Origin of the sequence: Gordonia sp. N1V, assembly GCF_029269935.1 — a bacterium.
GTDB lineage: Bacteria > Actinomycetota > Actinomycetes > Mycobacteriales > Mycobacteriaceae > Gordonia > Gordonia polyisoprenivorans.
In genome coordinates this window covers 152,339-171,058 of record NZ_JARJDD010000003.1, presented here as the reverse complement: position 1 = coordinate 171,058, position 18,720 = coordinate 152,339, and the positions used below count along the sequence as shown (strand labels likewise).

Sequence of the window (18,720 nt, the reverse complement as noted above, 5' to 3'; positions counted from 1 at the left end):
GTCATTGCTCCTTAGTGGTCGTGAGATCCGTTGTTGGCCTCAAGTGGGGTGTCGCACCCGCCCATTCGACGGGAGAGTCTCCGGTGATCCGTATCGACGACACCGTGGGGTACCCGGCCTCGACGAGAACGATGTCCGAACCGACGCGACGTTCGATCGAGGGCGGCAGCATCGTCGTTCCGTTGGCGTCGTGAAAGCTTGCAATGAACGGAACCAGGGACGGCACGCATCCTTCTGCCCGCCACTGCGCCTGCACTATCGGTTTGTCGAGTGTCTCGACGTTGGGCACGTTCAGATTGAAGATGGTGCCGGGCGGTGCAGTGACGATGTGGTCGAGAACGTCGGCGATCAGAGTCCGAGCCGTGTCCCACTGACGCGGTGCGCTGTCGGCAATGTCGTCGCAGTACAACGAGAATGCGGCGCCGACCGCGCCGTGCCCGGCGCCTACGATCGCTGCGCCCGCGGTGCCGGAGTGCAGTACGCCGGAACCGAGATTCGAGGCGTCGTTGATTCCGGAGAGTACGACGTCGGGGATAGGCCCGAGTTGGCCGGTCATCGCCAGCAGCGCGATCATTCCCGGATGGGTTGCTGCAGAACGGACCTCATTCCGCAGAGTGCTGTTCTGACGTGACGTGACGACCGGGGATGCCCCGGGATCGCGCCACAATCCAGCTGCGCTTCCGCTGGACTGGCGATCTGGCGCAACGACCCACACATCGTGTCCGGCGGCTTCTGCGACCTCGGCGAGCGCAATGACCCCTGGGCTCGCTACGCCGTCGTCATTGGTGACCAGGATAGTCTTCGTCTTCGTCATCGCATGGTTCTCGTGATCGCTGCGGTGAGTGCGGGATCAGTGCTGTTTCGCAGCGTTGTCGGTGCGAAACCCGTTGTCGTGCGTGATTCTCGGTGTAGCTTATGAACGGTGGTGGGTGTGGCAGCTGTCCCGGTCATGGTTGCGTGCACTGCCATGCGCAGGCGCTCCGCCGATGTGCGACGTCGCTCGTTGCGGCGTGCAGCAGCCTCACCCTGTCGCTTCGCGGTGGGGGTGTTCGTGGTGTCGGCCGCGGGTACCGCACACGACGTCGCGCACTCGCAGTCGTGTTCTGCGCGCCCATAGAGGTGTGCGAGAAGCTCTTGCGGCCAGATTGCGACGAATTCCGCTCCGGCCGCGAGCAACTGCTCCTCGGTGTGCATTCCCCACGCGACACCGACGGCTCGAATTCCTGCTGTCACAGCCGCCTCGACGTCGCCCACGGTGTCGGTGACGAGCACCACCTCGCGCGGGTCAGCCTCCGGACGTTCGTCATTGCTCGACGACACCGGGGGCTCGTCGTAGTAGGCGCGGCACAGTCGGCCCGAACCTGACGCGGCATCGGCGAGGAATCGTGCGATGCCCACGGTTTTGTCAGGTTCTACGTCCCCGCCGAACACGTGTGAGAAGCAATATTCCAGGTTGTTGTTTCGAAGCACGCGTCGGACGACTGGAGTCGTGTTCGACGACAGTACTGCCAGACGGGAGTGCGGCACCATCGCCTTGACGACGTCGATGAGTCCCGGAACCATCACCGGCGAGTAATGGTCGGTGAGCGCATCCATGAATTCGGAGACCACAATGGCTACAAGGTGTGGTGGACACGCGTCGCGTAGGGAGGCAAAGAAGTTGCCCGCGAACAATTCGTAGAACGCTTCGGGGGTGTCGATACCCAGCCCGTGTCGACGGCCGATGGGCTCGAACACCTGCCACGACGCCTCGCGGGTCTGCACCAGGGTGCCGTCGAGGTCGAAGATGACCGCGGTTGGAGGTGGACACATGAGCTGGGGTGGTCCTTTCCGATTGGGCGAGCGTGCGCGACCACCGTTGGTGGTCGCGCACGTCTCTCAGATGTCGCCGCTGTAGATCTTGCAGAGGTGCTGGGGGCCGATGAAGTCCTGGATTTCACCCCAGCCGTCTGCGGAATTGTCACCGCCATAACGCCATTGCGCCAGCACGTTGTAGCCGACGGTGCCCGGCCCCGCCTGCCAGGGAAAAGCGGTGCGACCGAGGCCGGTCAAGCGGTGGGTCTTGCCGCGGCTGTCGGTGACCTCGAGTTCGACTGACTGGGCGAAGAATCCGCGGCGGATTGTGCGGCCGGTTGCGTCGGACAGTCCATACAGTTTGCCGTCTTCCATCACGTACCCGTGTGACAGCGTGAGGTCGGTTGCGGCGTCCGGTCCGCCATCGGGGTCGAAGTCGAGGATGGCGTGAATCGCGAAGTTCTCCGAGAAGTGCGCGTGCAGCCAGCTCATCGTGTGTCCTTGATGCTCCGAGCGCAGCCCCCAACTGTGATCCATCGTCGACACGCAATCGACGGGGTAGGTGCGCCCACGCAGGGAGACCTCGCCCTCGAACTTGCCGGTCTGGTCGAAGTGGCCCGCGTATGCCTCGCCCCATGCAAAGGTGTCGTCGTCGGCGGCTGCCGCGAGCGCTTTGGCGACGACCGGATCCTGTGCGGGATCGTGGATGTCGAATGCGTCGGCCAACGCGGTATAGCGGAACGAGACGGCTACACCGTCGCCGTTGTCGAACTCGACGTCCCAGACCTTGTTCGGGTCGGGTGAGGTCACCGACAGCCCGTTCGCGAGCTTGTAGTCGCGCAGATTGTGTGGCTGCGGGATCGCCAAGTGGTGTTGGGCATCCCAGTACTCGGCCTGCCACGGCGCCTCGACGAACTTGGAGTTCATCGCAACTGTCGAGATGACGACGCCCACGTTCGGCCGGAACAACGCATACACGCCGACATTGAGGTGCGCTTCCGGTACATAGAACCCGAAGAAGTTGGTCTCCGCCCACGTCGGATCGTCGCTGGTCGGCTTGTGAAAATCGGCGTCCTGGTCTTCGATCACTGTCTCTCCCTCGTATTCACGCCATCGTGTGAGAACCAGATTGCGTGATCGCCGCGATGGACGTCACCTCTTCCGTAGACAAACGGCCCGCGCATTCTTATCTTGCACTGATAAGAGGTAGCTGCGGCTCGCTTGCTTACTGTGTCTCCATCGCTCACCTGCGAGGTGGTGGGCGGATGAATCGAACAGGAGGGCACGATGCGCGTCGCACGGGTCGTCGGGCAGGTTGTCTCCACGGCCAAACCGGATTCGATCGCAGGTCGAACCATCCTGCTGCTCAACGATATTGACCCTGCCGACCCCGACCAGGTGAGTACGCGTACTTATGCCGCAGTCGATCTCGTCGGTGCCGGCCGCGGAGAGGTCGTACTCGTTGCCACCGGGGGTGCGGCGCGGGTCGAATCCGCGACTGCACAAGCGCCAGTCGACGCGGCGGCCATCGGCATTGTCGACAGCCTCGTGGTCGGTTCAGACGTGACCTACGAGAAATGAACAGTTCACGAAGATGACGAGTTCCCGAGAAAGAGCCACACCCGGGCGTAGGGCAACCGAGCCCGCCGCGACGAGTCCGGTCAAGAAGGCCGAATCGACAACTCCTGCAACGCAGGAGCAACCAAAAGAGAAAGGCACGACAATGGCACCACAGACAACCGCTACGCGCGGCGCGGGAGCGCTTGGACTGATCGAGACCAAGGGTCTCGTCGGTGCGATCGAAGCGGCTGACGCGATGGTCAAGGCCGCCAACGTCTCGTTGGTGGGTCACCGCGAGATCGGCGGGGGACTGGTCACCGTGATGGTTCGTGGCGACGTCGGTGCGGTCAAGGCCGCTACCGATGCTGGCGCAGTCGCCGCGGGCAAGGCCGGCGAAGTCGTTTCTGTCCACGTCATTCCGCGTCCCCATGAGGAGACCGAGAGCGTTCTGGCAATGCTCACCCGTCCCAAGGGCGCCTGAGTCCCGCTGTGTGCGTACACCGCTGCAGTAGGTGGTGAGGAAAGGCAAGTGAGATGACAGCAGTTCTCGATCCCGACCTGGCGGCCCTCGCCGACGTCCGGTCGCAGGTCGCTGCGACCAAGGCGGCGTTCGACGCCATCGACGGCGCAGATCAGGAGTATCTGGACAACATCGTTCGTGCCATGGCCAAGGCCGGGTACGCGGCGTCGGAGAAGCTCGCGCGGCTCGCCGCCGACGAGACCGGCTACGGCGTGTTCGAAGACAAGATCATCAAGAACCGGTTCAACACGGGTTTCGTGGCGGACTGGATGCTCGAGCGCCGAGCAGTCGGTGTTCTCTGGGCCGACGAAGCGAACAAGGTCACCGCGATCGGCTCGCCGATGGGGCTCATCGCCGCGATCATCCCGGTGACGAATCCGACGGCGACCGTCCTGTTCAAGAGCCTCGCAGCGGTCAAGGCCGGCAACGCTGTCGTGCATGCACCGCATCCTCGTGCGGCGAAGTGCTCGCTGGCGGCGGCAGAGGTGATGGCAGAAGCCGCGGTGAAAGCCGGAGCGCCCGAGCATCTGGTGTCCTGCCTGCATCAGCCAACCTTGCCTGCGACGGCGGAGTTGATGTCACATCGAGACGTGCGGCTGGTCCTGGCCACCGGGGGACCAGCGATGGTCGCCGCCGCATACTCGAGCGGGAAGCCGACGATAGCGGTCGGTGCGGGCAACGTTCCGGCGTATGTCGACAGGTCTGCGGCAGACATCCCGGAAGTGGCGACGATGCTCGTGAGCTCGAAGTCCTTCGACAACGGGACGGCATGTGTCGCAGAACAATCCGTGGTCATCGACTCGCCAGTCGCCGATCGACTCATTGCCGAGATGACCCGTGAGGGCACTGCATGGTTGACGCTCGATCAGCAGCAGGCTCTTGCACGCACTCTTTTCGACGAGAGCGGGGGATTGCGGCCCAACGCAGTTGGTCAGTCTGCGGTGAGACTTGCTGAGATGTCTGGCTTCTCGGTGCCGTCGACCACCAAGGTCCTGGGCGCGGAGTTGGACGCGGTCGGCTCCGACATCCTCCTCTCACGGGAGATCCTCGGACCGGTCCTGACCATCTACCGTGAGAACGGATCGGACGCCGGCTGGCGTCGCTGCCGCGAGATCCTCGCGCTCGGGGGCGAAGGACACACCGTGGCCATCCACGCGGCCGACACCGGTGTCATCGCCAAGTTCAGCGAGCTGCCCGCGGGACGCATCATCGTCAACAGTCCCGCGTTGTTCGGCGGCATGGGGTACTCGTGCAATGTCGACCCGTCCTTTCAACTGGGCACGGGCACCTGGTCGGGTTCGATCTGCTCCGACAACGTGACCCCGCTACACCTGGTGAACATCAAGCGAGTTGCCCACCTGGCCCGGCCGTGGCGCGGAGTCTACGAGTGAGCCTCTTGCGCTTCGCATCATCGTCATCGGGGCTGCTCGCCCCACTATTCCCGAGGACCTTCACATGAGCCATCAGGCAACCCTACGAACCTATGCGTTCATCGATCGCATGCAGCCTCAGTGCGCAGCCCACGTTGCAGCAACCAGTCCCGGCGATCCGCCGCTGGCCGGTATGGCCGAGCTGTTCGTGGAGATGGCGCCGGGCAACGAAGTGTTCAAGGCCGCCGATATCGCACTCAAAGCCGCGGGTGTCCGACCCGCACTGCAGATCATCGAGCGTGAATTCGGCCTACTGGAACTACATTCCGAGCAGCAGGCCGAGGTGTTGGCCGCCGGTGAAGCATTGCTGGGCGAACTCGGGATGAGCGAGAGCGACCGCATCAAGCCGAAGATCGCGTCGACTCAGTTCATCACCAACGTGCACGGCTACCAGGCGCAGCTGCTCAACAAGTGGCGCAAGGGTTCGCTGCTGATGCCGGGCGACAGTCTGTTCGTGCTCGAGTGCGCCCCCGCTGCGTATATCGCGTTGGCCGCCAACGAAGCAGAGAAGGCTGCCGATATCAGCGTGATCGAGATCCGCGCAGTCGGTAGGTTCGGCCGCTTGTTCTTGTCCGGCGGCGAGAGCGAAGTCGCGACCGCACGCGACGCAGCGGTCGCCGCACTCGAGTCGCTTGACGGAGTGGAGGAGGCAAAGCGATGAGCGTCCATGGGGCCGATTCCGTCGACGCCGTGCTCGCTGCCGGCTCCACGCAACTCGTGGTCGGGCGTACCGACATCGTCACGCCGTTGGCGCGCGAGCGAGCGCGAGACACCGGCGTCGAGATCGTCGTCGCCGGCGGCTCCGAGGAGAGCGGGCGGTCTGCTGGCACCATCTCACCCGCCGCGGCGCACACGACAGCGACGTCGTTCACCGGTGCGTCGGCTACGCCGACCACGGGTCGTGAAGAACCGATGTCGTTGCCACATAAGGCATCACGGACCGTCGCACCGCCGCCGCTGAGCCCGCCGTCGCCTGCGTTGTACCGAAGGGGTGGGCCGCTGGCGGCCAACGTGCGCGTCGACAGGCTTGTCACTCCGTCGAGCGCGGCGACCTCGAATGCGAGCTCGCGGGCGGATGGCCGAGCCCGACGGGTGACAGTGGTCGGTGCCGGCAACGTGGGCATGATCGCGGCTATGCGACTCGCGGAGTCCGACAGGATCGACGAGGTGGTCCTTGTCGACATTGCCGGAGAGCGCGCCGCCGGAATCGCGTTGGACATCACACACGCCTCGCCGCTGCTCGGGTTCTCGACAAAGGTCCGTGGGGTGAACACGCTTGCCGAGGCGGGTGCGTCCGACTATGTGGTCATCACCGCGGGCAAGGCGCGGACCCCGGGTATGAGCCGAACAGACCTGGTCGGTACCAATGCTGCGATCGTCGGTTCGCTTGCGCAAGAGGCTGTGTCGGCTTCTCCGGAGGCGGTGCTACTCATCGTCACAAATCCGCTCGACGAGATGACCCAGCATGCGTGGCAGGTCACCGGGCTCCCGACGAGCAGGGTGATCGGCATGGCCGGGGTGCTCGATTCGTCGAGGTTCGAAGCGTTGACCGCGCTCGCCGCTAATGTCCATCCGCACGAGGTGTCGGCGTTGGCGCTCGGCAGTCACGGCGACGAGATGGTGATGCCACTGTCGCAAGCGACGGTGTCGGGGCGGCCGATCGATGCGGTACTCGGTGCCACCGCGGTTGCAGGACTTGTCGATCGGGCCCGAAACTCCGGAGCCGAGGTCGTCGGACTGTTGAAATCGGGTAGCGCATTCTTCGCACCAGGTCTCTCCGCCGCACTTATGGTCCTCGCGATGATCACCGAATCCTGTGATGTGATGGCGGCGACGGTAGCACCGCACGGTGAGTATGGAATTACCTCTGGATATGTCGGGCTGCCGGTTCGCCTGAATCGTTCTGGACTCGCCGAGATCGTGCAACTTCCGCTCACTGCAACGGAATTGGGTGATCTCCAGGGAGCTGCCGCCCGTATCGCGGAACGTGTGAAGTCACTCGACGCGGTGAATGCATGATGAAGGCGGTCGTCTATACCGCGCCCGGTGAGGTCTCGGTCACCACAGTCGCAGATCCGGTACTCGTAGACGGATCCGACGCCATCGTGCGTGTCCTGCGCGCCGGCATCTGCGGCACCGACCTGCATCTCACCGAGCATGGTGACGGGCTCGACGCCGGGAATGTGCTTGGGCACGAATTCGTCGGAGTGGTCGTGGACGTCGGTGCCGCAGTGCGTGGTCTGCGACCCGGCGATCGTGTTGCAGGGGCCGACTTCATCTCGTGCGGTGCGTGCTGGTGGTGCCGGTCCGGGTGTCAGTGGGAGTGCGCGCAGAAGGCCTTCTTCGGCACCGGCACGTCGTTCGGACCGCGACTCGACGGCGCGCAGGCAGAACTGGTGAGGGTGCCGTTCGCTGATGTCGCACTTCAGGTCCTTCCCGCTGAACTCGACTGGGAGAGAGCGCTTCTCCTCGGCGACATCCTCGCAACCGGATACGGTGCAGTCCGTCGCGCGGACTTCCGTCCCGGTGCGACGTTCGCGGTGATCGGCGGTGGCCCCGTGGGGCAACTGGCCAGTCAATCAGCCCAGGCGTGCGGAGCAGGTCCGGTGGTGGTTGTCGAGCCCGTGCAGGCGCGTCGCGAACTCGCAGAGAAGTGCGGCGCGATCGGGGTCGCCCCGGACGACGCCCGCGCTGTCATCGACGAACTCACCGACGGCCGCGGTGCAGACGTCGTGATCGAAGCGGTCGGCGGAGCACGGGGACTCGACACCGGTTTGGCGATGATCCGCAAGCGCGGCACGTTGGTGTCGGTTGGCGTACACAGTGCCGCCGAATGGCCGATGCCGGTCGCGCAGGCATTCGCGGACGAACTCACGCTGTCGTTCGCCATCGGTAATGCAGTGCGCGACAGGGACGAACTCGGACCATTGCTCGCCGCCGGGGTCATCGACCCGACTGCAGTGATCGACGAGCATGTGCGAATCGAGGACGCGGCACGGGGGTACTCCGCGATGCGCTCACGAGAGTGTGTCAAAGCAGTGATCGTCTTCGACTGAGTTCACGGCCGGAGACAGGACGCACCCGTCAGGGCACGTCGGTCTCCGGTTGTTCTGCTTGTTCGGAGACCTCGAGCAACCGAAGTGCCAGATCAGCACGCATCCGGTCGCTGTGCTGCGACAGGTCGAGGCCGGTGAGCTTACGAATGCGGTCAAGGCGATAGGCGAGCGTCTTGTGGTGAATGTAGAGCAGTTCCGCCGCGTCCTTCTGTGAACAATTGGAATCGAAGTAGGCTCGAAGTGTCTGCATCAGCGATCCTGCGTTCTGGCGGTCGTAATTCTGTAGTGGGCCGGTGATCTCACGCACGAAGGACTGGAAGTCGGCATCCTCGTGGCCGAGGAGCAGTCGGACGATGCCGAGATCGTCGTACAGCGACACCGATCCGAGTCGCTGCGCCGCAGCGAGTGCGGTTCTGGCTTCTGAGAATGCTTCGACATAGTGTGCTGGCTTGTCGCGAGCGGTGCTCAGTCCCCACGAGAAGGTGATGTCGGGGTGGTCGGCTGTCAGCTGAGCATTGAGTGAACGCAGGAAATCCCTCGCCCGGTCGCGGTCGTGGATCGGCACAAGGGCGACGAGCCTGTTGCCACGGAGACCTGCCAACGTCGGCTGCGCGGGAGAGGTCAGCGAACGCACCGAATCGAGAATTGCCCGTCGCGCCCTGTCTGACGACGAAATGCTCCACTCTTCCTGGTGTGCAATGGAATCAAGATTCTCGATCGACCCGTACAGAATGCGATGCCAGCCGCGCAGCCAGATTCCCATCTGTTGGGCGCGTCCGCGGGCTGCTGCCCGCTGCTCGGGAGAGCCGTCCATCAGATCCCACAGGATCTGATCGAGCGCCTCCGCGCGTGCGAGACTCGCCGCACGCTGCTGTAGGTGGAAGAGTGCGCACGCGAGAGCGGCCTGCTGGCACGCAACCTGCGTCCGGTCGTCGCCGGCAGTGCTGCCCTGGGCGCAGACCATCCCGAATTGGTCGTTGCCCAGTTCGATGGGGTGCAACCAAATAGGCTGCTCGCCAACAGATCTGATCGGCCCGACGTCGCGAGTCAGTGATTCGCGTGCGTGTGTGCACGCGGCGTCGATGGCCTGGGTGTCGGCGTCGCGTGGGTAGCGGGCTTCGATCACTCCGTCGGCTGTGACGACGGCAACGGTTCCGCCCAGGTAGTCGTGGAGAGTCCGTGCGACCCGCGCGAACACGGCGCCGTTCTCGAGAACGATGTCGATCAGCGACTTCTGCAGTCGAGCTGTCTCGTCGAGCAGCGAGATCTGTCCCTGCAGGCGCGCACGAGTCGATTCGAGGTCGGTGAGTGCGCTGCGCTGCGAATCGTAGAGGCGAGCGTTGTCGATTGCGATCGTCGCGAGGTCGGCCAGCGCTTCGAGTCGACGTAGATCCCGCCCGGTGAAACTCGAGTAGCGTCGTCGCCACACCTCGAGGACGCCGACCAGGTCGTCGCCGAGATTCAATGGAACCGCGAGAGCCGAACGGGTCTCCTCGTTCTCGGCGAGGGACATGAAGTCGTTGCTGATACGCATGTCCTGCAGGTAGCTGTCAACTTTGGCGGGAGCGCCGGTCTCGAACACCATCCCGGCGACGCCCTGTCCCTTGCCCATTCTCAGTCGCGAGGTCTCGACCAATCGGTGGCCAACACAGGAACGCATCCGCAATTCGTCGCCCTCGCGGAGGAAGACTCCACAGATATCGGATTCGCTCATCCGGAGTGTCTCGGTGGTGATGGTGAGCAGCACTTGATCGAGATCGGCGACGCTGAGGACCTGCTTGGCCAGATCGCCCACGACACGCGACTCGTCATGGAAGTCGCTGACTTCGCTTCGCGCCGCATCGAGTGTCCGAATCAGTGTGAGCCAGACGCAGATTCGCGACAGGAGTGCGAGATCGTCGGTATCGAATTCTGTCTCGGCGAGGAGGGCGTAGCCGCCGATCGCCACTCCGCGCCGCACCAGTGGCCCGCTGCTGCATTCGAGCGCCGCGTAGTCGGATTGGTCGAGTTCGACGGACGGATCCGGCTCGCCGTTGGTCGAGTCGAGGCGGACCCAGGTCAGGTCGTCGCGGCGAGACAGCAGAATTGGTGAGGTCGCATCGAAACAGCGTGCTACTGCGGCCTCCGCGGTCGCGGAATCCTCGATCACCGACCCCAACAGTGCGTCGAGGTCGGTACGTGTCGCCGGCGAGAGGTGCACGATCACACCGCAGCACTCACGGGGCCGACCGCGCAATCCCGAGTGGCGTGATGAGGTTCGCGTGCGGATAGGTGTGCACCGGCCGATCGAGGTACTTGGCGATCGCGGTGTCGGCACCCGGGTACATGAGCGCTCCTCCCGCGAGATGGATGTCCAGTTCCTCCGCGCCACGTGTGAGTTCAGCGATGTTCTGCGCTATCCGTTCGAAACCGGGTCGCAGGATGGGGAGGTATTCGCTGTCGGACCCAGTGCGTTTGAGCTCTTCGGCCTCCGCGAGGTCGACGCCGAGTGCGCCCGAGAGGATGAGGTCGAGATGATGCCCGCCACCGGCGCGATCATCGAGGGCTTGGAGTTCGCCGTCACGGAACACCCCGACGCCGGTCGAGCCGCCGCCGACGTCGACGACGACGCCGTCGGAGATCTCGAGCGTGTTGTTGGCTGCCGTCACCTCGTCGAGGAGCACCACCTCTTCGAAGTCCGCTGCTTCCAGAACGAACCTGCAGGCGCGGCTTTCGGCGACTCCAACACACGGTGGGAATGCAGTGGCCGCATCGCGCAGGTCAACTCCCAGCGCCTGCTCTGCCGCGGCCTTGAGGCGACGTGTCGCCGCAGCTGCGCCCGCGAAATCGACGACCACGCCGTCGCGGATCGCTGCAGTGGCTTCGACATCGATCCAGACAGGATGGCCCGCAGCGTCGACCACGACGATGACGCACGTCGCGGTACCGAGGTCGATCCCGGTGCGGAGATCAGACGGAGTCTGGGTGCTGTCGTGGAACTCGGCGTCGCCGGAGATCAACGATCCGGCGACGCCGAGGGTCTCGCACACGGTGCGTGGGTGACTCGTGGTCACGTGTCACTTCCTGTTGGTCGAGTGGGACGAATGTGTTGTCGGTGCCACACTCTAACCGACTGGTGTGTGCTGCTCATTGTCCCTTAAAGACAATCAACCCGGGGGTGATTATCCATAGGTGCAGTGACGCTCGACTAGGTCAGCCGAACGTCAGTACCGCCTTGGTGACCTTGCCGTGGTGTACAGCGTCGATGGCGTCGTTGATCGCGGCAAAATCGTAGGTGGTGATCAGCTTGTCGAAGGGGAAGCGGCCGTTCCGGTAGAGCTCGATCATGCGGGGAACGAACTCGCGAGGCACGGCATCGCCCTCGATGACACCCACCAGCGTCTTACCGAACAGAAGGTGCCCCTGGTCGATCGCGACCTCGTTGGGGAGGCCCTGGAAGCCGACCGTCGCGCACGTGCCCGGCGTGTCCAGGCATTCCAGTGCCGACCGCAGTACCGACTCGAAGCCGATGCAGTCGACGGAGTAGCGCGTGCCGGTACCGCCGGTGATCTCGCGAATCCGCTCGGCTGGATCGACGGACGACGAATTGATGGTGTGCGTGGCGCCGAGTTCCGCGGCGGTGGCGAGGCGATCGTCGGAGATGTCCACCGCGATGATCGTGGTGCACCCGGCAGCCACAGCGGCAAGCACTGCAGCCAACCCCACCGAACCGACCGCGAACACGGCGATCGACGAGCCGGGTTCCGGACTCAGCGAGTTCAGGACCGCCCCGGCGCCCGTCTGGATACCGCACCCGAGGGGGCCGAGCAGCTCCAACGGTAGGTCGTCGTCGACCTTGACGGTGTTGTGCGCGGCCACCACGGCGTGACGTGCCCACGACGACTGACCGAACCAGGCGCCGAGGACCGCGTCGCCATCGCGGCTCAGTGGCGACGAGCCGTCTGCGCGGGCGCCGACCAGATTGAGCGGGATGAACTGTCGACAATGTTGCGGGATGCCTCCGGCGCAGTGATCGCAAGTGTTGCAGTGGGCATAGGAGAGCACGACGCGATCGCCCACCGCGAGTTCGGTGACACCGTTGCCGACTTCTTCGACGATGCCCGAGCCCTCGTGGCCGAGGACGATCGGTGTCTGACCCGGGGCCGGTGCTGCGATCACGCCGAGATCGGTGTGGCACACACCGACGCCGACGATGCGCACGAGAACCTCGTCCGAACGCAGTGGGGCGACGTCGACGTCGACAAGCTCGAGCGGGGCGTTCGCCTCCGTCAGAATCGCTGCTGTTGTTTTCATGTTGTCAACCACTTTCTGTTGATTTGTCGATTCCCGGATGGCGGGACGGTGGCTGTGGCCGGGGTGGTAAACCTCTCCGGCGCCGGTCAATTGACCCGGAGGACGATCGCGTCGCCCTGTCCGCCGCCACCGCAGAGCGCGGCCGCGCCGATGCCACCGCCGCGTCGTCGCAGCTCCAGTGCGAGGTGCAGGACGATTCGAGCCCCGGACATCCCCAGCGGATGGCCCATCGCGATGGCACCGCCGTTGACATTGACCTTTTCCGGGTCGATCCCGAGGCGACGCGTCGACGCGATGCCGACTGCCGCGAATGCTTCGTTGATCTCGACCACGTCGAGGTCGGAGACATCGATACCGGCCTTACGGCAGGCGGCTTCGATCGCTGCTGCTGGCTGATGCTGCAGACTCGAATCCGGTCCCGCCACACTGGCGTGCGCGACGATCTCGGCCAGGATGTCGCCACCCTGCGCCCGTGCATGCTCGGCCGTGGTGACCAGCACTGCGGCGCCGCCGTCGGAGATCGGTGAGGCGTTGCCCGCGGTCATGGTGCCGCCGGGGGAGAAGGCAGGTCGTAGCGTCGCGAGTGAGTCGATGCTGATGTCTTCCCGGATACCTTCGTCACGCTCGACGGTCACGGTCGAACGCCGCGAGCTCAGTTCGACGCCAACGACTTCTTCGGCAAAGATCCCCGAGGCCCACGCCTTGGCGGCGAGAATGTGTGACCGCTCGGCAAACGCATCCTGTTCGGCGCGGGTGACGTGCGAGTCCGACACTTCATTGATCTGCTCGGTGAGCAAGCCCATCGCCTGGTCGGTGAAGGAGTCGTGTAGGCCATCGGCGGCCATGTGATCGACAAGTGACGTATCGCCGTACTTGATGCCGGTCCGTGAGGTCAGAAGCATGTGCGGTGCACGGCTCATCGACTCCTGGCCACCGGCGACGACGAGATCTGCGTCGCCACACCGCAGCATCCGGTCAGCAGACACTATGGCGTCGATACCCGAGAGGCAGACCTTGTTGACCGTCAGTGCTGGCACGGTCAACGGGATGCCTGCACCCGCTGCTGCCTGGCGTGCCGGGATCTGCCCGGTACCTGCGGTGAGGACCTGGCCCATGATCACATGGTCGACGTCGACGGCGTCGAAACCCGACTTCTGCAGAGCTCCACGGATCGCGGTTGCGCCCAATTGTGCGGCGGTCGCTGTGCTCAGCGCGCCGAGGAGGCGGCCCATGGGGGTGCGCGCACCGGCGACGATGACCGAATGACTCATCGCGCCAACCCCTCGTCGAGTGTGGTGATGAGGGGTGCTGCGGTCGCTGCCACGACGTCGTGGACGGATACGTCGGGCGCGGTCTCACGTAGACGGAAGCCGGCGTCGGTGACGTCGATGACTGCGAGGTCGGTGATGACCCGGTGCACGACGCGCTGACCGGTCAGTGGCAGTGAGCATTCGCTGACGAGCTTTGACGAGCCGTCGCGCGAGCGATGTTCCATCAGTACGATCACGCGTCGAGCGCCGTGCACGAGATCCATTGCACCGCCCATGCCCTTGACCATCTTGCCCGGCACCATCCAATTGGCGAGGTCGCCCTTCTCGGACACTTCCATGCCGCCCAGCACGGCGGTGTCGATGTGGGTTCCGCGGATCATGCCGAACGACAGCGCGGAGTCGAAGAATGCCGCGCCCGGCAGCGTGGTGACCGTCTCCTTGCCCGCGTTGATCAGGTCGGCGTCGACCTTCGCATCGGCCGGATACGGACCAGTGCCGAGAATGCCGTTCTCCGAGTGCAATACGACCTCCACACCCGCAGGGAGGAAGTTCGGGATGAGAGTGGGTAGCCCGATTCCAAGATTGACGTATTCACCGGGGGTGATCTCGGCTGCGGCACGCGCGGCCATTTCGGTACGTGACCAGCTCATCGCGCGGCCTCCTGTGTTGTTCGCTTCTCAATCCGCTTGGACTGTGGGCCGGTGTGTACGACACGCTGCACGAAGATGCCCGGCAGATGGACCGTGCCGGGGTCGATTTCGCCCGGCGCGACGAGTTGTTCGACCTGGGCGATGGTGGTCCGCCCGGCCATGGCAGCGAGAGGGTTGAAGTTCATCGCCGACTTGTTGAAGACCAGATTTCCGGCAGTGTCACCGATTTCGGCGTGGACCAGTGCGAAGTCGGCAACGATCCCCTCTTCGAGGACGTGCGGTTTGCCGCCGAACTCGCGCACCTCTTTCGGTGGTGACGCGAGCGCGATCTGGCCGTCCGGGGTATAGCGCCAGGGCAACCCGCCGTCGCTGATCGGGGTGCCGACACCTGCCGGTGTGTAGAACGCGGGTATGCCACATCCGCCGGCGCGCATGCGCTCGGCCAGAGTTCCCTGCGGTGTGAGCTCCACTTCCAGTTCGCCGGCGAGGTACTGGCGTGCGAACTCCTTGTTCTCGCCGACGTACGAGGCCGTGATGCGGCTGATTCGTCTGTCGCGCAGAAGAATTCCGAGCCCCCAGTCGTCGACTCCGCAATTGTTGGAGTAGACGCGTAGGTCGTCGGCGCCCGTGTCGTGTAGCGCTTCGATCAGCGCGTCGGGTATGCCGCAGAGTCCGAATCCGCCGACGGTCAACGTGGCACCAGAAGAGATGTCGGCGACCGCGTCAGCCGCGGAGTCCCATACTTTGCCGGTCATGAAATCGATTCCGATCCTTCAGTGTGATGAGTTGGGGGTAGAGGGGGCGAGGGTGCTTGCCGCAGCGGCTGTGTGCCGGCGCAGGATCTGCTCGGCGTGCCGGATGACGGGCGCGTCGACCATTCGTCCCTCGAAAGCGAACACACCGCGCTCACCAGAAGCAGCGTCGAGCACACGGTGCGCCCATGTCACCGAATCGGGAGTGGGCGCGAATCCCTTTGCGATCGTTGGTACCTGGCTCGGGTGGATCGCCACCTTGACGTCGAAGCCGGACGCGACCGCGTCATCGCATTCCTCGGCCAGACCGACGAGGTCCTTGATGTCGAGATAGACAGAATCGATCGCGAGTGTGCCGGTGGACTTCGCAGCCAACAGAACCGAGCCTCTGACGTGGCGCGCCACGTCTCGGTACACGTTGGAAGGCGTACGACTCGACGTTCCACCGAGCCCCGCGATCAGGTCCTCCGCACCCCACATCACTCCGACGACAGAGTCGTTGGCGACGATCTCCGGGAGTCGCATCGCACCCAGAGGTGTTTCGATGAGCGCGACCACGTCGATCCCGTCGAGTGCCTCGGGTAGCTCGCCCGACTCACACTTGGGCAGCATGATCCGCGAATACGATGTTGCTGCCAGTGCTTCCAGATCTGGTGAGAAGTCCTCAGTGCCGTGCGGATTGATCCGCACGATGGTCAGTTCCGGATCGAGCGGGGTATCGATGAGTGCTTGTCGGGCTTCCGGCTTCTGTGCGGGTGCCACGCCGTCCTCGAGATCGAGAATGACGATGTCGGCTGCCGCAGCAGCCTTGGCAAATCTCTCTGGGCGGTCGGCCGGGCAGAACAGCCAGGCGGGGCCGCGGGGTTGCCAGGTCATCACGCACCCTCCGCGGGCTTCGAGCGGACGAGCGTCTTGCGGACCGCGCGAGCAACGACGACGCCATCCTGATTGCGCCCCGTGTGCGTGAATGTGACGACCCCTTCGCCTGGGCGACTGCGGGATCCGCGCTTGTCGGTGATCTCGGTCTCGGCGTAGAGAGTGTCGCCGTGGCGAACTGGGTGGGGAAACGTGACTTCGGAGAACCCGAGATTCGCCACGATGGTGCCCTGGGTCAACTGCGACACCGACAGTCCGACGAGGGTGGACAGGGTGAACATCGAGTTCACCAGGCGTTCGCCGAAAGCGGTGTGCTCGGCATACGCGGCGTCGAGATGCAGCGCCTGAGTGTTCATCGTGACGGCCGTGAACCAGGTGTTGTCGGCCTCGGTGATCGTGCGTCCGGGTCGATGCTCGTAGATCGTACCCACGTCCATTTCGTCAAACCACAGTCCGCGCTGGGTGATTCGTGGTGCGGCTTGGGTTGTACCGGTCATTGCTCTCCTCCTTCGGCGGTGGTCTCTGCGGCGGCGATGGTGGCCAGCACCTGATCGACGGCGACCTGCTGTCCCGGTGACACGAATACCTGGGCCATTCCGTCGATAGGACTGCTGAGGGCGTGTTCCATCTTCATTGCCTCGACGACGACCACGGTTGTTCCTGCCGTGACCACAGCGCCGTCCGCCACAGGCACCGAGATGACGGTCGCAGGCATCGGGCTACGCAACTCGGTCGAACCGGTGTCGCCGTCTGAAGTCGCAGCAGCGGTTGCCGCAGCTCGTAGGAGCCACGTTCCCTCGGTGGTCGAGACCCAGACGTCACGTCCAACTCGCGCGACCGAGATTTCCAGTCTCAGGTTGTCGACGAGCAACGACAGCCGATGGTGCGCGTCGTCCACCCACCTGCACTCCGCCACGGTCGTGAGTGCGTCACCGATGCGGGCTGTCGCCCTCTCGGGTGTTCCCGAAATCGCGACCTCGATGTCTTCGTCGCCGGCGTCCCATCGTGTGACGAAAGGTGCCTCGGAAGCGATTCGCCAGCCACTCGGCTGATTCCAGGGGTCGGTGCCCGCGCCGCTCCATTGTTCGAGCCACAGGGCGACACCCCCTGTGAGCCAAGCATGTTCGCCTGGCACCGGCGGCGAATAGACTTCGGCGCGCGAATCGAGCAGCGCAGTGTCGAGGCGGCCGGCCTGGACGTCGTCGTCGGCGAGTAGATGGCGAACGAAGTCGACGTTGGTCTGCAGGCCGAGGAGGTCGTACTCGGCAAGCGCGAGGTCGAGCTTCGCCAAGGCGGTCGCGCGGTCGGAGCCGTAGGCGATCACCTTGGCCAGCATCGGATCGTAATCGCTGCCGACAGACGAGCCTGCGACGATTCCGCTGTCGACTCGAACGCCGACCCCATGTGGTTCGGACAACGCGAGCACATTGCCACCGGTGGGAAGGAAGCCCGCGCCGGGGTCCTCGGCGTAGACGCGCGCCTCGACAGCGTGACCGGTGAGGACGATGTCCTCCTGTGCGACGGCGAGTGATTCGCCCTCCGCGACACGGATTTGCCATTCGACGAGGTCGAGGCCGGTGACGAGTTCGGTGACGGGGTGCTCTACCTGGAGGCGGGTGTTCATCTCCATGAAGAAGAACTCGTCAGGTGCGTCGGCCGACACGATGAATTCGACTGTGCCCGCACCGCTGTAGTCGACGCTGCGTGCCGTGTCGCAGGCTGCGGTACCTATGCGCGTCCTGGTCGCGGCGTCGAGCAGTGCCGACGGGGCCTCCTCGATGACCTTCTGGTGGCGACGCTGCAGACTGCATTCACGCTCGCCGAGGTGCACGACCTTGCCGTGGTTGTCTGCGAGGATCTGAACTTCGATGTGACGTGGGCGCGTGACGAACCGTTCCAGGAACAGCGTGTCGTCGCCGAACGACGACGCGGCCTCGCGTCGTGCACTGGCCAGAGCATCGGCCAGGTCGGCGGGTTGGTGAACGAGACGCATGCCCTTGCCGCCACCGCCGGCAGACGGCTTGACGAGTACCGGGTAGCCGACTTCTGCTGCGGCGCTTATCAGCTCGCTGTCGCTGAGTCCCGGACGTGCGATGCCCGGCACGGTTGGCACACCGAACTTCTCGACGGTCGTCTTCGCCGTGATCTTGTCACCCATGATCTCGATTGCGCGCGCCGAGGGGCCGAGGAATGCGATACCGGCGGACTCGCATGCCGCCGCGAATTCGGTGTTCTCCGAGAGGAACCCGTAGCCCGGGTGGATTGCCTGAGCCCCGGTGCGTCGGGCGGCGTCTATGACCTTGACGATGTCGAGGTAGCTGTCGCGCGCAGCGGCCGGCCCGAGCCGCACCGCTCTGTCTGCGAGTTGCACGTGCGGCGCGTGGGCGTCGGCGTCGCTGAAGACGGCAACTGCCGTCTTGCCGAGGCGATGGAGGGTGCGGATCACCCGTACCGCGATCTCGCCGCGGTTGGCGATCAGAACCGTGTCGATGGTTGTCATGAGTGTCCTTGCTGTGAC

General features: G+C 64.5%; 18 protein-coding genes. 6 read left to right on the top strand and 12 right to left on the bottom strand.

Annotated features, from left to right (window positions below):
• Position 1: 1 nt before the first annotated feature.
• The 3 genes from P3L18_RS05475 to P3L18_RS05465 form a co-directional block, all read right to left on the bottom strand.
• On the bottom strand, positions 2-814 hold the full coding sequence (locus tag P3L18_RS05475; protein ID WP_079932239.1) for a 5'/3'-nucleotidase SurE: 813 nt from the start codon (positions 812-814) through the stop codon (positions 2-4).
• The gene (locus tag P3L18_RS05470) at positions 811-1,812 is read right to left on the bottom strand and encodes an HAD family hydrolase (RefSeq protein ID WP_079932240.1); all 1,002 of its coding nucleotides are present in this window, start codon (positions 1,810-1,812) and stop codon (positions 811-813) included. The genes P3L18_RS05475 and P3L18_RS05470 overlap by 4 nt, the downstream gene beginning before the upstream one ends.
• Positions 1,813-1,878: 66 nt before the next feature.
• Positions 1,879-2,883 carry a hypothetical protein gene (locus P3L18_RS05465; protein ID WP_276113527.1) on the bottom strand — a complete coding sequence of 335 codons (1,005 nt, stop codon included), beginning with the start codon at positions 2,881-2,883 and terminating at the stop codon, positions 1,879-1,881.
• Between the two features lie 198 nt (positions 2,884-3,081).
• Between P3L18_RS05465 and P3L18_RS05460 the strand changes: the two genes are divergently transcribed.
• From P3L18_RS05460 to P3L18_RS05435, 6 genes are all read left to right on the top strand, one after another.
• Positions 3,082-3,375, top strand: coding sequence for a EutN/CcmL family microcompartment protein (locus P3L18_RS05460; protein ID WP_079932242.1), 294 nt, complete (start codon positions 3,082-3,084; stop codon positions 3,373-3,375).
• Between the two features lie 142 nt (positions 3,376-3,517).
• Positions 3,518-3,835, top strand: a complete 318-nt coding sequence (locus tag P3L18_RS05455) for a BMC domain-containing protein (RefSeq protein WP_079932243.1) — start codon at positions 3,518-3,520, stop codon at positions 3,833-3,835.
• A gap of 53 nt (positions 3,836-3,888) precedes the next feature.
• Positions 3,889-5,265, top strand: coding sequence for an aldehyde dehydrogenase family protein (locus P3L18_RS05450; protein WP_079932244.1), 1,377 nt, complete (start codon positions 3,889-3,891; stop codon positions 5,263-5,265).
• Positions 5,266-5,329: 64 nt separating this feature from the next.
• Complete coding sequence (locus tag P3L18_RS05445; protein ID WP_079932245.1) at positions 5,330-5,965, top strand: hypothetical protein; 636 nt, start codon at positions 5,330-5,332, stop codon at positions 5,963-5,965.
• Positions 5,962-7,323: a malate dehydrogenase gene (locus tag P3L18_RS05440; protein ID WP_079932246.1), complete on the top strand. Its 1,362-nt coding sequence runs from the start codon at positions 5,962-5,964 to the stop codon at positions 7,321-7,323. Before P3L18_RS05445 ends, P3L18_RS05440 begins: the two co-directional genes overlap by 4 nt.
• Positions 7,320-8,360, top strand: coding sequence for an alcohol dehydrogenase catalytic domain-containing protein (locus P3L18_RS05435; RefSeq protein ID WP_276113526.1), 1,041 nt, complete (start codon positions 7,320-7,322; stop codon positions 8,358-8,360). The genes P3L18_RS05440 and P3L18_RS05435 overlap by 4 nt, the downstream gene beginning before the upstream one ends.
• 28 nt (positions 8,361-8,388) lie before the next feature.
• Here P3L18_RS05435 and P3L18_RS05430 read toward each other — a convergent pair whose 3' ends face one another.
• From P3L18_RS05430 to P3L18_RS05390, 9 genes are all read right to left on the bottom strand, one after another.
• Complete coding sequence (locus tag P3L18_RS05430; protein WP_276113525.1) at positions 8,389-10,560, bottom strand: helix-turn-helix domain-containing protein; 2,172 nt, start codon at positions 10,558-10,560, stop codon at positions 8,389-8,391.
• Positions 10,561-10,576: 16 nt separating this feature from the next.
• Entirely contained in the window at positions 10,577-11,413 is an 837-nt protein-coding gene (gene eutJ / locus P3L18_RS05425) for an ethanolamine utilization protein EutJ (protein WP_079932249.1), read from the bottom strand.
• Positions 11,414-11,552: 139 nt separating this feature from the next.
• Entirely contained in the window at positions 11,553-12,653 is a 1,101-nt protein-coding gene (locus P3L18_RS05420; protein ID WP_079932250.1) for an NAD(P)-dependent alcohol dehydrogenase, read from the bottom strand.
• Between the two features lie 86 nt (positions 12,654-12,739).
• Entirely contained in the window at positions 12,740-13,924 is a 1,185-nt protein-coding gene (locus P3L18_RS05415) for an acetyl-CoA C-acyltransferase (protein ID WP_276113524.1), read from the bottom strand.
• Positions 13,921-14,574 carry a 3-oxoacid CoA-transferase subunit B gene (locus P3L18_RS05410; protein WP_079929916.1) on the bottom strand — a complete coding sequence of 218 codons (654 nt, stop codon included), beginning with the start codon at positions 14,572-14,574 and terminating at the stop codon, positions 13,921-13,923. The genes P3L18_RS05415 and P3L18_RS05410 overlap by 4 nt, the downstream gene beginning before the upstream one ends.
• On the bottom strand, positions 14,571-15,329 hold the full coding sequence (locus P3L18_RS05405) for a CoA transferase subunit A (protein ID WP_079929917.1): 759 nt from the start codon (positions 15,327-15,329) through the stop codon (positions 14,571-14,573). The genes P3L18_RS05410 and P3L18_RS05405 overlap by 4 nt, the downstream gene beginning before the upstream one ends.
• Before the next feature lie 18 nt (positions 15,330-15,347).
• Entirely contained in the window at positions 15,348-16,202 is an 855-nt protein-coding gene (locus tag P3L18_RS05400; RefSeq protein ID WP_079929918.1) for a CoA ester lyase, read from the bottom strand.
• The gene (locus P3L18_RS05395; protein WP_276113523.1) at positions 16,202-16,699 is read right to left on the bottom strand and encodes a MaoC family dehydratase; all 498 of its coding nucleotides are present in this window, start codon (positions 16,697-16,699) and stop codon (positions 16,202-16,204) included. The genes P3L18_RS05400 and P3L18_RS05395 overlap by 1 nt, the downstream gene beginning before the upstream one ends.
• Positions 16,696-18,702, bottom strand: coding sequence for a biotin carboxylase N-terminal domain-containing protein (locus P3L18_RS05390; protein ID WP_276113522.1), 2,007 nt, complete (start codon positions 18,700-18,702; stop codon positions 16,696-16,698). Before P3L18_RS05390 ends, P3L18_RS05395 begins: the two co-directional genes overlap by 4 nt.
• Between the last annotated feature and the right edge of the window lie 18 nt (positions 18,703-18,720).